General features: G+C 64.6%; 13 protein-coding genes. 7 read left to right on the top strand and 6 right to left on the bottom strand.

What is annotated here, in order from left to right; all coding sequences use genetic code 11:
* The first annotated feature begins 142 nt into the window (after positions 1-142).
* A complete protein-coding gene (locus AC1ROT_RS09750) occupies positions 143-481 on the top strand; it encodes a hypothetical protein (protein ID WP_492998700.1) in 339 nt (112 codons plus the stop codon).
* A gap of 199 nt (positions 482-680) precedes the next feature.
* Positions 681-2,012 (top strand): hemolysin family protein, encoded by a 1,332-nt coding sequence (locus AC1ROT_RS09745; protein ID WP_492998698.1) that lies wholly within the window; start codon positions 681-683, stop codon positions 2,010-2,012.
* Positions 2,013-2,511: 499 nt separating this feature from the next.
* Here the strand turns inward: AC1ROT_RS09745 and AC1ROT_RS09740 are convergent, their stop codons facing one another.
* From AC1ROT_RS09740 to fabI, 5 genes are all read right to left on the bottom strand, one after another.
* Positions 2,512-3,747, bottom strand: coding sequence for an EAL domain-containing response regulator (locus tag AC1ROT_RS09740; RefSeq protein WP_492998696.1), 1,236 nt, complete (start codon positions 3,745-3,747; stop codon positions 2,512-2,514).
* Between the two features lie 50 nt (positions 3,748-3,797).
* Complete coding sequence (locus tag AC1ROT_RS09735) at positions 3,798-4,544, bottom strand: phosphatase PAP2 family protein (RefSeq protein ID WP_492998694.1); 747 nt, start codon at positions 4,542-4,544, stop codon at positions 3,798-3,800.
* Positions 4,545-4,673: 129 nt separating this feature from the next.
* Entirely contained in the window at positions 4,674-5,291 is a 618-nt protein-coding gene (locus AC1ROT_RS09730; RefSeq protein ID WP_492998692.1) for a peroxidase-related enzyme, read from the bottom strand.
* Positions 5,292-5,317: 26 nt separating this feature from the next.
* Positions 5,318-6,427: a chorismate synthase gene (gene aroC / locus AC1ROT_RS09725; RefSeq protein WP_492972416.1), complete on the bottom strand. Its 1,110-nt coding sequence runs from the start codon at positions 6,425-6,427 to the stop codon at positions 5,318-5,320.
* 26 nt (positions 6,428-6,453) lie between these two features.
* Positions 6,454-7,293: an enoyl-ACP reductase FabI gene (fabI, locus tag AC1ROT_RS09720; protein WP_492972417.1), complete on the bottom strand. Its 840-nt coding sequence runs from the start codon at positions 7,291-7,293 to the stop codon at positions 6,454-6,456.
* A 260-nt stretch (positions 7,294-7,553) separates the two neighbouring features.
* Between fabI and AC1ROT_RS09715 the strand changes: the two genes are divergently transcribed.
* Positions 7,554-8,351: an FTR1 family protein gene (locus AC1ROT_RS09715; RefSeq protein WP_492998691.1), complete on the top strand. Its 798-nt coding sequence runs from the start codon at positions 7,554-7,556 to the stop codon at positions 8,349-8,351.
* Positions 8,352-8,460: 109 nt separating this feature from the next.
* Here the strand turns inward: AC1ROT_RS09715 and AC1ROT_RS09710 are convergent, their stop codons facing one another.
* Positions 8,461-8,751: an SCP2 sterol-binding domain-containing protein gene (locus AC1ROT_RS09710; RefSeq protein ID WP_492972419.1), complete on the bottom strand. Its 291-nt coding sequence runs from the start codon at positions 8,749-8,751 to the stop codon at positions 8,461-8,463.
* A gap of 185 nt (positions 8,752-8,936) precedes the next feature.
* Here AC1ROT_RS09710 and AC1ROT_RS09705 point away from each other — a divergent pair, with 185 nt between their 5' ends.
* From AC1ROT_RS09705 to AC1ROT_RS09690, 4 genes are read left to right on the top strand one after another with little or no spacing between them, the layout of a single operon-like run.
* Entirely contained in the window at positions 8,937-9,809 is an 873-nt protein-coding gene (locus tag AC1ROT_RS09705; protein ID WP_492972420.1) for an SDR family oxidoreductase, read from the top strand.
* Between the two features lies 1 nt (position 9,810).
* Positions 9,811-11,430, top strand: a complete 1,620-nt coding sequence (locus AC1ROT_RS09700; protein ID WP_492998689.1) for an acyl-CoA carboxylase subunit beta — start codon at positions 9,811-9,813, stop codon at positions 11,428-11,430.
* Between the two features lie 13 nt (positions 11,431-11,443).
* Positions 11,444-12,604 (top strand): acyl-CoA dehydrogenase family protein, encoded by a 1,161-nt coding sequence (locus AC1ROT_RS09695; protein WP_492998687.1) that lies wholly within the window; start codon positions 11,444-11,446, stop codon positions 12,602-12,604.
* On the top strand, positions 12,605-14,563 hold the full coding sequence (locus tag AC1ROT_RS09690; protein ID WP_492998685.1) for an acetyl/propionyl/methylcrotonyl-CoA carboxylase subunit alpha: 1,959 nt from the start codon (positions 12,605-12,607) through the stop codon (positions 14,561-14,563).
* Positions 14,564-14,566 lie beyond the last annotated feature (3 nt).

The raw sequence follows: 14,566 nt of genomic DNA, 5'->3' as shown, positions 1-14,566 counted from the left end.
TAAGCGCAGTGCGGAACTTCGCCGGTCCCGGACCGTTAGGTTTTTCCGCGCCCGTTTTCCGGCCGATCCTTCCCATCTCCGCCTCTGTCGCAGATGCATACCGATGCAATTCTGACGCAGGCGGATCATGCATGGAGTTTCCATGAGCACGTCATCCGAAGCGGCGCGTCTGCGCGCCGAACAGCGTTTCCAGAAAACCAGCGAGCGCGAGCGCGAGGCCGAAGTGGTGCGCCGCGAGCAGGAGAAGCTTGCCAAGGCTACGGCCGAGAAGGTCGAGCGGCTACGCGCCATGCGTCTGGCCCGCGAGGCCGCCCAGGACCTGGACGGCGAACCCACGGAGGCCCGGCGCGAGGCCGAGGCGGATGCGGAAAAACAACGCGCCGCCCTGCTTGCGATCGGCAAGCCGCCGAAACCGCCGGCGCCCAAGCGCGTGCGCAAACCCCGCGCCGTCACCAAACCCCGCGCTATCACCAAACACTGACAAACGGAGAGCCGGCGGGCCGCACCAGGCCGCCGGCTTCGGCCCGGCCGGGGCCTAGCCGCGCCGGCCGGCTTCCCCTATATTGCGGCCGCTATGCCAGACCGACCTAGCGTGGGCGTCACGCCCCAAGCCGGCCGCAGCCCGTTTCCTGCCGTCGCCGCTTCCATAACATTCCCATATACCCGAGCGCAGGGCAGTCATGTCGCTTGCGCTTGAACTGCTGCTGATCGTCGCCCTGATCCTGGTGAACGGCCTGCTCGCCATGTCGGAGCTGGCCGTGGTCTCGGCGCGGCGGGCGCGGCTGGAGGCCATGGCGCGCAAGAAGAAGCGCGGCAGCGCCGGCGCCCGCATCGCCCTGAAGCTGGCGGCCGAGCCTGGCCGCTTCCTCTCTGCCGTGCAGATCGGCATCACGCTGGTCGGCATCTTCGCCGGCGCCTATTCGGGCGCCACGCTGGCCGAGCGCCTGACCCTGTGGCTGAGCGAGAATTTCGCACTCGAACGCGCCATCACCGAGCCGGTCTCCTTCGGTTTGGTGGTCGGCGCCGTCACCTATCTGTCGCTGATCATCGGCGAACTGGTGCCGAAACAGCTGGCGCTGAAGAATCCTGAAATCATCGCCGCCGCCGTGGCGCCGCTGCTCAGCGTGATCGCTGCGATCTTCCGGCCGGTGGTGTCGCTGCTCGATGTCTCCTCGCAACTGCTGCTGCGCCTGATCGGCGGCGGCCGCAGCGATACCGATGCGGTAACCGAAGAAGAGATCAAGCATCTGGTCGCCGAAGCCGAATCCGCCGGCACGGTGGAGCCGGCCGAACGCCTGATGATTGCCGCCGTGATGAAGCTGGGCGACCGCACCGTGCGCAGCGTGATGACGCCGCGCCACGATCTCGACTGGCTCGATCTTTCGGCGCCGCATGAGGAACTGCTGCTGCGTCTGCGTGAAACCACACATCTTTTGCTGCCGGCGGCGCGCGGCTCGATCGACGAACCGCTCGGCAGCGTCAGTGTCAAGGATGTGCTGAACATCCTGCTCGATGAAGGCCGCGATGGCCTGCTGAAGCGCAGCATCAATTCGCTGGTGCGCCCGGTGCAGGCACTGCATGAAAGCGCCGATTTGCTCGATGCGCTGTCGCTGTTGCAGAAGTCGCCGAGCGGCATGGCTTTCGTGGTCGATGAATTCGGCAGCCTCGAAGGCGTGGTCACCGCCAACGACATTCTGGAAAACATCGCCGGCAATTTCGCGCTCGGCGATGGCGAGGTGGCGCCGGGCGTGATGCAGCGCGCCGATGGTTCCTGGCTGCTCGATGGCCTGCTGCCGCGCGAGGAGATGGCCGAGCGGCTGAACCTGCATCTGCCCGAGGAAGACGACCATCACACGGTGGCGGGCTTCCTGCTGGCGCGCTTCGGCCGCCTGCCCGAGGCCGGCGACATCGTCGACTGGCAGGGCTGGCGCTTCGAGGTGATGGACATGGACGGCCGCCGCATCGACAAGGTGCTGGCGGTGCCGCCGCCGCCGGCCGCGCACGACTCTTAAGTCGTTCTAAGCAAGCGGCTCTGCGGAACAATAATTGTCAGGACGCGTTACCATCCGTCGACGGATTGATATGCCGCAAAAGCCGGCTGCGCAAAGCCTGTGCGTCGGGGCGGCCGCGATAACCGTCCCGTAAAACCGTGAACCAGTTTGGGCAAAAAAAGGGGCCGCATCGAAATGCGGCCCAAGTCTAGGGAGGAAACGCCCGAGAAGGGCATGCAACAAACCGGAAGCTTGTTGCGTTGCAATATGTATCGCGGAAGCAGGTGCACTGCAAGAGGAAAATACAGCACAGAATGTCGCACCTTTAATTTCAATGACTTGTGCAATTTTGTGAGTCAAAAACCGTCCGCATGCGACAGATTATTAGCACGCATACTTTTGTGCAGACGCGAATAAATTCAGACTGTTGCGCCCGGAACACAGGCAGCCGTCTTTTTGAGCAATAATACAGAGCTGCCGAATCGGGCAGAAGCGGGCGGTTCGGCCGGGATCGTGTCGCCTAGCGGCTGAGCCAGCCGGCGATCCATTTCGGCAGGGCTTCGGGCAGCATCGGCAGGGAAATGAAATATCCTTGCGCGATATCGCAGTCTTCCTGGGCGGCGCAGTCCCAGTCGGCCTGGCTTTCGATGCCCTCGGCCACGGTGACCATGCCCAGCCGTTTGGCGAGGCGGACACTGGAGGAGACGATGGCGCGTGCCGCCGCATCCTCGGCCGCGAGACCGATGAACTGGCGGTCGATCTTCATTTCCTCGAAGGGAAAGCGCTGCAGCTGTTCCATCGAGGAATAGCCGGTGCCGAAATCGTCGATCGCTAGGTTGAAGCCTTTCAGCCGCAGGCGGGTGAGCACTTCGAGCGCTGCCGTCTGATCCTCGATCAGACGGCTTTCGGTGACTTCCAGCATGATGTCGGCGGCTTTCAGGCCATGCTCGTTCACGGCGGCCGCAATGCGCTGCGGCAGGTCGAGGCGCGTGAGGTTGGCGGTCGACAGATTGACGGCCATCTGCAGCCGCAGACCGCCGGCACGCCAGCGCGCCGCGGCCTGCAGCGCCTGGGCGAGGATGGTGTCGAACAGCGGTTCGGCGGCGGCGCCGTTCTCGGCCAGCGGAATGAACTGGCCCGGCCCGATCATGCCGCGCTGGGGGTGACGCCAGCGCGCCAGCGCCTCGACGCCGATCGGCTGGCGCGTCGTCATCTGCACCTTGGGCTGCACGGCGATCTCGATCTGGCCCATGCGAATGGCGTCGAGCAGCTCGGCCTCGCTGACCGGCGCATCGATGCGGCCGGGAATGCGCGCATCGCCTTCGCGCATGCGGCCCAGCAGGGCGGCGACGGCGGCACGCGTCAGCGGTTTTTCCAGCACGCCGAGAATATTGAGCCGATGGGCGCGCGCCAGGGCTTCCGCCGTGCGCAGCACGCTGCGGGCCTCGCCGCTGAACAGCGCGATCTGGCCGGCGAAATTGCGGTCGGCCAGATGGCGCAGCACCTCGATGCCATCCATCACCGGCATGTTGAGATCGAGCAGCATCAGGTCGCAGTGATGGCCGGCCTGCAGCATGTCGTCCAGTGCGGCCAGCGCGCCGGCGCCATCGTCGCCGGTGCGGATCATCTCGACGCCGCTGGCGCGCAGCATGGCCGACGCCATGTCGCGCATCAGCTTGACGTCATCGACCACCAGCACGCGCAGGCGGCTGAAATCGGGGGCTTTTGAATCCGGCGGTTCGGTCGGGGCGGACAAGCGGGCCTCGGCGGGGTTGCCGCTACTGTCGGCTTTCCGCCCGGGTCAGGTCAAGCCGGCTTGTCGCCGGCGCCATCGGGTGCCGCCGCCGAGGGCGGCTCGATATTGCCGCGCCGCTGCAGGGCAAGCGCCAGCAACCAGCACAGCGCCGCCCAGGCGCTGCCGGCGATCCAGCCGCCCAGCACGTCGCTCGGCCAGTGCACGCCGAGATAGACGCGGCTCGCTCCCACCAGCATGGTGAGCAGGATGGCCAGGATCAGCAGGAACAGCTTGAGCCGGCGGTTCTGCGCGCTGCGGGCCAGCAGGGCGGCAAGCGTCAGGTAGGTGACCGCCGCCATCATGGCATGGCCCGAGGGGAAGCTCTCGGTGTAGACGCTCATGCCATGGGGCACCAGGTCGGGTCGCGGCCGGTCGAAGCCGAATTTCAGCAGTCGTGACAGCAGCTGGCCGCCACCCAGCGCCAGCAGCACCAGCAGCACTGTGCGGTATTTGCGCAGCAGCAGCAGCCAGCCCAGGGCTGCCAGTGCGATGAAGGCCAGCGGCCCGGTGCTGCCAAAGGCGGTGATGTCGCGCACCATCTCCTCGAACCAGGGTGGCCCAAGCGGATCGGAGAGGTCGGACGGATTGCGCAAGGCGAGCAGCAGCCTGCGGTCGAGGTCGCTGGTGTCGCCTTCGATCATCTCGTCGGCCAGGGCAACGAAGCCCCAGACCATGGCCGTGACAAAGCCGAAGCCGAGCAGCAGCGGCAGTTCGGTGCGGCGGATCAGGTCGGCGAGGAAGCGGATGAAGCGAAGCATGGCGTTACACTAACGCGTCATCCTCGGGCTTGTCCCGAGGATCCATCCCATCCATTGGCAGCGCTGGACGTGCAGATAGACCCTCGGAATAAATCCGAGAGTGACGGTTCATACGATTGACAGGCCGCCTTACCGAAACGCGCCGTGATATTCGTCATTCGGCGCCATCTCGATGGCGGCGGCCATGCGGTTGCTCATGTTGAAGAAGCTCACTGTCGCCGCGATGTCCCAGATGTCCTTGTCGCTCCAGCCCGCTTTACGCAGGGCCTCGCGGTCGGCTTCCACGATCTTGGCCGGGGTCTCGGTCAGCTTGGCGGCGAAGTCCAGTGCGGCGCGAATCTTCGGCTTCAGATCGGCGGCGCGATAATTCATCACCATCAGTTCGCCCAGTTTCGGATCGCCGGAAATCTGGCGCACGGCGGCGCCATGGGCAGTGAGGCAGTAGAAGCAGTGATTGATGCTGCTGACCACCACGGCGATCATCTCGCGCTCAAGTTTGCTGAGCCCCGACTCGCCGAGCATCAGCTCGTTGTACATCTCGGTGAAGCCGCGCAGCTTCTTGGCGTCGAAGCTGTAGCTCAGCAGCACGTTCGGCACGAAGCCGATCTTCTCATCGCATTTGGCGAAATAGGCCTGGATCGCCGGATCGAGCGTGTTGCGCGCCGGCACCGGAATCTTCAGCGCATGCGGCCTGGTTGCCCTGACAGCTTTCGGGGCGGGCTTCTTCGCGGGTTTGGCTTTGGCCATGTCTTCCTCCTGGGCGGGAGGAAAGCTTAGCGCTTATCGAAGCCGTCTTTAAAGCCCCCGACCTGACCGCGATGGCGCAGCAGATGGTCGGCCAGCACCAGGGCCAGCATGGCTTCGCCCACCGGCACGGCACGGATGCCGACGCAGGGATCATGGCGGCCCTTGGTGGTGATTTCGGTTTCAGTGCCGAAACGGTCGACGGTGGCGCGGGGCGAGAGGATCGATGAGGTCGGCTTCACGGCGAAGCGCACGACAATCTCCTGGCCGGTGGAAATGCCGCCGAGGATGCCGCCCGCCTGGTTCGACTGGAACTCGGCCTTGCCATCCTTGAGCCGCATCTCGTCGGCATTGGCCTCGCCCGAAAGCGCGGCGGCGGCAAACCCCGCGCCGATCTCCACGCCCTTCACGGCGTTGATGCTCATCATCCCAGCCGCCAGATCGGCATCCAGCTTGCCGTAGATCGGCTCGCCCAATCCTGCCGGAATGCCGCTGGCGCGCAGTTCGACCACGGCGCCAACCGACGAGCCCGCCTTGCGGATCTCATCCAGATAATCTTCCCATTCCAGCGCCATTTTCGGGTCGGGGCACCAGAAGGGATTCTGCGTCACGCTGTCCCAGCTCCAGGTGGAGCCGTCGATCTTCTTCTCGCCGATCTGCACCAGCGCGCCGCGGATCTGCATCTGCGGGCCGATGAGAGTCTTCAGCACCTGGCGCGCCACCGCGCCGGCAGCAACGCGGGCCGCCGTCTCACGCGCTGAGCTGCGCCCGCCGCCGCGATAGTCGCGGATGCCGTATTTGCTCCAGTAGGTATAGTCGGCATGACCGGGACGGAATTTGTCCATGATCTCGCCGTAGTCTTTGCTGCGCTGATCGACATTGTCGATGAACAGCATGATCGGCGTGCCGGTGGTCTGGCCTTCAAAGGTGCCAGACAGAATCTTCACAGCATCCGGTTCGCGGCGCTGGGTCACAAACCGCGACGTGCCGGGTTTGCGCTTGTCCATCCAGTCCTGGATATCGGCTTCGGTCAGGCTGATGCGCGGCGGCGCACCGTCGATGACGCAGCCCAGGGCCGGGCCATGGCTTTCGCCCCAGGTGGTGACGCGGAACAGCCGGCCGAAACTGTTATCGGACATGACTGCTATCCCACATGGGCGCCTGCTTACTCGCCCTTCTTGAGCGACAGCAGCAGTTCGGCGACCTGCGGCGCCTGATCCACCGCCACCATGCCGACGCTGTGATAGCCGCTGTCGACATGATGGGTCTCGCCCGTCACGCCGGCACCGAGATCGCTCAGCAGATACAGGCCGGCGCCACCGACCTGCTCGATGGTGACATTGCGGCGCAACGGCGCGTTCAGTTCGTTCCACCGCAGGATGGCGCGGAAATCGCCGATGCCGCTGGCGGCCAGGGTCTTGATCGGGCCGGCCGAGATGGCGTTGACGCGGATATTCTTGCGGCCGAGATCGGCGGCGAGATAGCGCACGCTGGCTTCAAGGGCTGCTTTCGCCACGCCCATCACATTGTAATGCGGCATGACGCGCTCGGCGCCGTAATAGGTCAGGGTGATCGCCGCGCCGCCATCGGTCATCAGCTTTTCGGCGCGCTGCATCACAGCGGTGAAGCTGTAGCAGCTGACATTCATGGTCAGCGCGAAATTGTCGAAGCTGGTGTCGATATAGCGACCCTTCAGCTCGTTCTTATCGGAGAAGCCGATGGCATGGACCAGGAAGTCCATCTTGCCCCAGGCCTTCTCCAGCGCGGCGAAGGTGGAATCGATCGAGGCGGGATTGGTGACGTCGCATTCCAGCACATGTTCGGCGCCGATGGTGGCGGCCAGGGGCTTCACGCGTTTTTCCAGCGCCTCGCCCTGATAGGTGAAGGCCAGTTCGGCGCCATGCTCGTGCAAAGCCTTGGCAATGCCCCAGGCCAGCGAACGATCATTGGCGACGCCCATGATCAGGCCACGCTTGCCCTGCATGAGCGGTTGCGGATTGGACATGAATCCCCTCGGAAATCAGCTTTAATCGGGTCGGACGGCCGGGGCTGCCTGCAACAAAAAGACAACCGGGCACGCATTCTGGGCCGGGAGAGTATCCCAAAGGGGTGCCCCAGCCAAGGCGGATAACCCTTTTCCGAACAATGACTTGGCAGAATTTTCCGGGGCCCGGCAGCAGCGTGGCGGGGTCCGGGGCGGAAAGGATGGGTTTTGCCCGTTTAACGATTATACTGACAGGGAAATCTGACCCGGCCGGCCCGTTCATGCTCCATGTCGCCTCCCTGACCTTTGTCATTGTGCTCCGCGAGGGTCTGGAGGCGCTGCTGGTGATCGCCGCGCTGGCCGCCTTCCTGATGCGGGCGGGCGAAAGCCACCGCCTGAAGGCGCTGGTCTGGGGCGGCGGCCTGGCCCTGCTGGCCAGCCTGGTGGCCGCCTGGGTGTTCGAGGAAGTTTTTGCCAATATCGACGACCTGACCGAAGCCGTCATCATGCTCTGCGTCGCCCTGCTGCTGTTCCATGTCAGCGCCTGGCTCTGGCGGTTCCGCAACCTGCAGGCCTGGCAGCGCCATCTGGAGCAGAAGGTGGGCGGTGCCCTGGAAGCCGACAGTTCTTTCATGCTGGGCCTGATCGCCTTCCTGGCCGTGTTCCGCGAGGGCGCCGAGACGATCCTGTTCCTCTATGCCGCCACCGATGACGAGATCGGCGCGCTGCCGGCCGTGATCTTTGGCAGCGTTGCGGCGCTGCTGGCGCTGGTTGTCTGCTACTGGGCGATGACGCGGCTGGCGCTGCGCCTGCCGCTGCGGCCGCTGTTTGCCGTCACGTCGCTGTTTCTCTTCGTGCTCGGCCTGCGCTTTGTCGGCGTCGCCATCGATGAATTCCAGATTGTCGGCTGGTTGCCCGCCGACCCAGTGGCGCTGCCCGACTGGATGGTGCGGGTTGGCGTCAATCCCAGTCTGCAGGCGCTCGGGCTTCAGCTGTTGCTGATTCTCGGCTTCGCGGCGCTGTTCTGGTTTGCTCGCCCGTCCCAGGGCAAGCTGGGCGGCCCGGACAAGACGGCGTAAGGCGGCCGAACGCCGCTGTCATGCCATCGCGCAGCGGTGGTATCCACGACTTCGATTGATGAAGAGACATGGATGCCACGCAAGCGTGGCATGACGGCAGGGGTATGGTTCAGCCTAGGATCGATTGCAGCTTCATGGCAACGCCCATGCTGCCCTTCACCTTGAGCTTGCCCATCATGAAGGCCGTGGTGGGATCGAGGTCGCCGCCGGCCAGGGCGACGAAATTGTCGAGCGACATGGTGATGGTGCAGTCGGCTTCGGCATCCTCGTTACTCACCGTGCCGGCATTGCCGTCGATGAAGATCATGCCGTCATCACCGAAATCGAATTTCACGGTGGCGTCGAGCGCACCCGGCTTCACGCGCTGGGCCATCTGCTGGGTGATCTGTTCGAGCGACATGGTGAAAGCTCCCCGTTTTCCCTGTGATGCTACTGCGCAATGGAATTGACGTAAGGTCAAGCGCCATGCGGGTTTTTCGCACCCTATATTGACGTTGACGTAAGCGTCAAGTAGCGTTCCTCTCATAAAGAAAACAACACGCGACAGCATATGCAGAGTGCTGCGTACAGGGAGCGAAACATCCGATGCCGTATCAGTCGGTTTTCCGCGATGCGTTGTTCGCCGGCCAGGTGATCATTGTCACCGGTGGCGGCTCGGGCATCGGGCGTTGCACCGCGCATGAGCTCAGCCGGCTTGGCGCCAGGCTGGCGCTGATCGGCCGCAAGATCGACAAGCTGCAGACGGTGGCCAACGAGCTGCGCAGCGACAATCCCGGGGCGGAAGTCGCCTGCTTCAGCTGCGACATCCGCGAGGAAGCAGCCGTGGCCGAAACCGTGAAGGCGACGCTGGTGCAGTTCGGCCGCATCGACGGCCTGGTCAACAATGCCGGTGGGCAGTTCCCGGCACCCTTGGCCCAGACCTCGCAGAAGGGCTGGGATGCCGTGGTGCGCAACAACCTCACCGGCGGCTTCCTGATGGCGCGGGAATGCTACACGCAATGGATGGCCGATCATGGCGGCAGCATCGTCAACATCGTCGCCGATATGTGGATGGGCATGCCCAATATGGGACATTCCGGCGCGGCGCGCGCCGGCATGGTCAACTTCACCGAAACGGCCGCCTGCGAATGGGGTGTCAGCGGCGTACGCGTCAATGCGGTGGCACCGGGCTGGATCGCCTCCAGTGGCATGGACACCTATCCAGACTGGATGAAGCCGCTGATCCGCGACATGCGCAATCATGTGCCGCTGCAGCGCCTGGGGACAGAGGCCGAGGTCTCGGCCGCCATCGTCTACCTGCTGTCGCCGGCGGCGAGCTTCATCAGCGGCACGACGCTCCGCGTGGATGGGGCAGTACCCAATGCACGCCGGCATTACCCGTTGCCAAAGCATGGCAAGTCGCAGGCCTTCGACGGTTTCCACCGTTCGGTGATGCCGGACGTGCTGAAAGAGGGCTGAGATGGCGCTGATCCGGTCGCAGATTGAGACGGCGTCGGAAGGCTACCGGCAGAATCGCGCCGACATGCTGGCGCTGGTCGAGGGGTTCCGTGCTCTGGAGCAGCGCGTGCGCGACACCTCCAACGCGCGCCGGCCGGTGTTCGAGAAGCGCGGCCAGATCACGCCGCGCGACCGCATCGCCCATCTGCTGGATCGCGGTGCGCCATTCCTGGAAATCTCGACGCTCTGCGGCTACCAGATGCACGATGACGACGGTGCCGAGAATATCATGGGCGGCGGCTTCATTGCCGGCATCGGCAGCATTGCCGGCATCCGCTGCCTGGTCACGGCGTCTGACAGTGGCATCAAGGGCGGCACGATTGCGCCGATGGGCCTGCGCAAAAGCCTGCGCGCCCAGGAGATCGCCTATCGCAACAAGCTGCCGGTGGTGAACCTGGTCGAATCCGGCGGCGCCAATCTCAATTACCAGGCCGAGATTTTCGTCGATGGCGGGCGCGGCTTCGCCAACCAGGCCCGCCTGTCGGCGGCCGGCATTCCGCAGGTGACCGTGGTGCATGGCTCCAGCACGGCGGGCGGCGCCTATATCCCGGGCCTGAGCGATTATGTGGTGGTGGTGAAAGGCCGGGCGAAAATCTTCCTCGCCGGACCGCCGCTGCTCAAATCCGCCACCGGCGAGATCGCCACCGATGAAGAACTCGGCGGCGCCGAGATGCACACCACGGTGTCCGGCGTGGCCGAATTCATAGCCGAGGACGATGCCGACGGGTTGCGCATCGCGCGCGAGATTTTGGCCAGGCTGCCGTGGAACGAGCGCGGGCCGCAGCTCCGGAAGAAGGCGTGGACGGCGCCGGCCTACGACAGTGACGAACTCTGCGGCGTGGTGCCGGTGGATTACCGCAAGCCCTATGATGTGCGTGAGGTGATCGCGCGCCTGGTCGATGCCAGCGACTTCACCGATTTCAAGGCGTCCTACGGCGTTCATACCGTCTGCGGCCAAGCCAGCATCGAGGGCGAGGCCATCGGCCTGATTGGCAATAACGGCCCCATCGATACCGAAGGCGCCGTGAAGGCGGCGCAGTTCATCCAGCTCTGCGACCAGGCCGACATGCCGATCGTGTTCCTGCAGAACACCACCGGCTACATGGTGGGCAAGGAGGCCGAGCGCGGCGGCATCGTCAAGCATGGTTCGAAGATGATCCAGGCGGTGACCAATGCGCGCGTGCCAAAGCTGACGCTGCATATCGGCGCCAGTTTCGGGGCGGGCAATTACGGCATGTGCGGCCGGGCCTACGATCCGCGCTTCATCTTCGCCTGGCCCAACAATCGCATCGCCGTGATGGGGCCGGAACAGGCCGCCGGCGTGCTGGGCATTGTGGCGGAGGAGAAATTCCGCCGCGCCGGGGCCGAGCCCGATATGGCGGCGCTGGAAAAGATGAAGGCCCATGTGGTGAAGAAGATGGAGACGGAATCGACCGCTTATTTCGCCACCGCGCGGCTGTGGGACGACGGCCTGATCGATCCGCGCGACAGCCGTCGTGTGCTCGCGCTGTGCCTCGATATCTGTCGTGACGCGGATGCCCGCGTCACCAAGCCGAATGCCTTCGGCATCGCCCGCATGTGAGGAGGATCTAGCCATGGAATTCACCCAGGAACATGAAGGCCTGCGCCGCAACCTGATCAAGTTCATCGACGCGGAGGTCAATCCCCATGTCGAGGAATGGGAGCGTGATGGCGCGTTTCCGGCGCACGAGCTGTTCAAGAAGATGGGCAATCTCGGATTCCTCGGTATCAACAAGCCGGTGGAATATGGCGGCCTCGGCCTCGATTACTCCTACCAGCTGGTGATGATCGAAGCGCTCGGCCATATGAATTGCGGCGGCGTGCCGATGGGCATCGGCGTGCAGACCGATATGGGCACGCCAGCGCTCAGCCGCTTCGGCTCGGATGAATTGCGAAAAGAGTTTCTCGCGCCCGCGATTGCCGGTGACCAGGTGGTCTGCCTCGGCGTGTCGGAAGTCGGCGCCGGTTCCGATGTGGCCGGCATCAAGACCACGGCCAGAAAAGACGGCGGCGATTACGTCATCAACGGCGGCAAGATGTGGACCACCAATGGCACCCAGGCCGACTGGATGTGCCTGCTCGCCAATACCGGCGAGGGCCCGATCCATCAGAACAAGTCGCTGCTCTGCCTGCCGATGAAGACCAAGGGCGTGTCGATCGCCCGCAAGCTCGACAAGATGGGCATGCGCAGCTCGGATACCGCGCAGGTCTATCTGGATGACGTGCGCATCCCGCAGCGCTATCTGATCGGCCAGGAAGGCCATGGCTTCGTCTACCAGATGCAGCAGTTCCAGGAGGAGCGGCTGTGGTGCGCCTTCTCCTCGCTGTTGGCCTTCGACCGCCATATCGACGAGACGATCGATTACACCCGCCAGCGCAAGGCCTTCGGTCAGTCGATCCTCGACAACCAGGTGGTGCATTTCCGCCTGGCCGAACTGCGCACTGAGGTCGAGCTGCTGCGTTCGATCAGCTATCGCGCCGCCGATCTCATGCTCAAGGGTGAGGACGTCACCATGCTGGCCTCCATGGCCAAGCTGAAGGCCGGCCGGCTGGCGCGCGAGATCACCGATGCCTGCCTGCAGTATTTCGGCGGCATGGGCTTCATGAACGAAACGCCGATCAGCCGCGCCTATCGCGACAGCCGGCTGGCCTCCATCGGCGGTGGCGCCGACGAGGTGATGCTGGGGATCATCTCGAAATACATGGGCATCCTGCCAGGCAAGAAGAAGTCGTAAGTGGCGTCTTTCACCACCATCCTGATCGCCAATCGCGGCGAGATCGCCTGCCGGGTGATCCGTTCGGCCCGTGCGCTCGGGTATCGCACGGTGGCGGTCTATTCCGAGGCCGATGCCGGTGCGCTGCACACGCAGATGGCCGATGCGGCAGTCTGCATCGGCCCCTCTGATGCGAAGCAGAGCTATCTCAATATCGATGCGATCCTGGCCGCGGCAAAGCAGAGTGGTGCGCAGGCCGTGCATCCGGGCTATGGCTTCCTGTCGGAGAATGCGGAGTTCGCCAAAACCTGCGCCGATGCCGGGCTGGTCTTCATCGGGCCGCCAGCCGCAGCCATTGCCGCCATGGGCAACAAGGCGGCGGCGAAGCAGCGCATGATCGCGGCCAATGTCCCCTGCGTGCCGGGCTATCAGGGCGCGGATCAAAGCGATGCCGCGCTGGTCGCGGAAGCGGCAAAGATCGGCTTGCCGGTGATGGTGAAAGCAGCGGCCGGCGGTGGCGGACGCGGCATGCGTCTGGTAACGGACAAGGCCGACCTGCCCCATGCGATTGCCACCGCGCGTGCCGAAGCGGAAAACGCTTTCGGTTCCGGCGAGCTGATCCTGGAAAAAGCCGTGGTCGACGGCCGCCATGTCGAAATCCAGGTCTTTGCCGATACTAAAGGAAACACGATCCATCTGGGCGAGCGCGATTGCAGCGTGCAGCGCAGGCATCAGAAAGTTATCGAGGAAGCGCCCTCGCCGGCCGTGGATGCGGCCCTGAGGGAAAAGATGGGCGCCGCTGCGGTGGCGGCAGCGAAGGCGATTGGCTATGTCGGCGCCGGCACGGTGGAATTCCTGCTCGATGCCGACGGCAAGAGCTTCTACTTCCTGGAAATGAACACGCGGCTGCAGGTCGAGCATCCGGTCACCGAGATGGTGACGGAACTTGATCTTGTCGCCTTGCAGATTCAGGTCGCGGCCGGCCGGCCGCTGCCGCTGACACAGGCAGACGTGACATTCAACGGCCATGCCATCGAGGTGCGGCTCTATGCCGAGGCGCCCCATGCCGGCTTCCTGCCGCAGGCTGGGCAGTTGCTGCGCTGGCAGCCACCGGAAGGCGAGGGCCTGCGCACCGACCATGGCCTGCATGGCGATGGCCAGGCGATCACGCCGTTTTACGATCCGATGATCGCCAAGGTGATCGCCCATGGCGACAGCCGCGAGGAGGCCCGTCGCCGTCTGATCGCGGCGCTGGACCATACGGTGGTGCTGGGACTGGAGACCAACCGGGCCTTCCTGATCGACCTGCTGGCGCATCCGGTCTTTGCTGCCGGCGCAGCGACCACGCGATTTATTCCGCAACATTTTGCAAGCATCGCCGCGCTGCCGCCCGATGAAACGCTGTTGCGTGCGGCCGCCCTGCTGTGGTTCGAGCGCTCGGCCGCTGCCAACGGCCATGATCCGGCGAGGGCCTGGTCCTCCACCGGCGCCTTTGACTGGCCGGTGCTGCTTGGCTGGGGCGAGAGCAGGCGCAGGCTCAGCGTCGGTGTGGCGGGGCCGGAGCGGTATCGTGTGGACGGCGTCACCTGCACGATTACGCGACGAGAGTCGGGGACGATCCGTATTGGCGCCGAAGGCATAGAGCGCAGTATCGCCTTCGCTTTTGCCGGCGATGATCTGCACCTGTGTTGCGATGCGGCATCGCTGGCCTGCCGTGACCTGACCTGGGTGCCGCCGGCCGGGAACGAGGCGGCAGCCGAACGTGAGCTGCGGGCGCCGATGAACGGCAAGATCGTGGCCGTGCTGGCGGTCGAGGGCGAGAGGGTTGCGCGCGGCCAGCGTCTGGTGATCATGGAAGCTATGAAAATGCAGCATGAAATGGTGGCCCGCATCGACGGCCTGGTAGAGCGCCTGCCGGTCAAGGTGGGCGACCAGGTGGCGACACGGCAGTTGCTGGCCGCGCTGACGGCCGCGGATTAGCTC

It is taken from the genome of Ferrovibrio sp. GW821-FHT12E11, from assembly GCF_058806975.1.
This window is presented reverse-complemented; position numbering and strand designations above follow the sequence as displayed.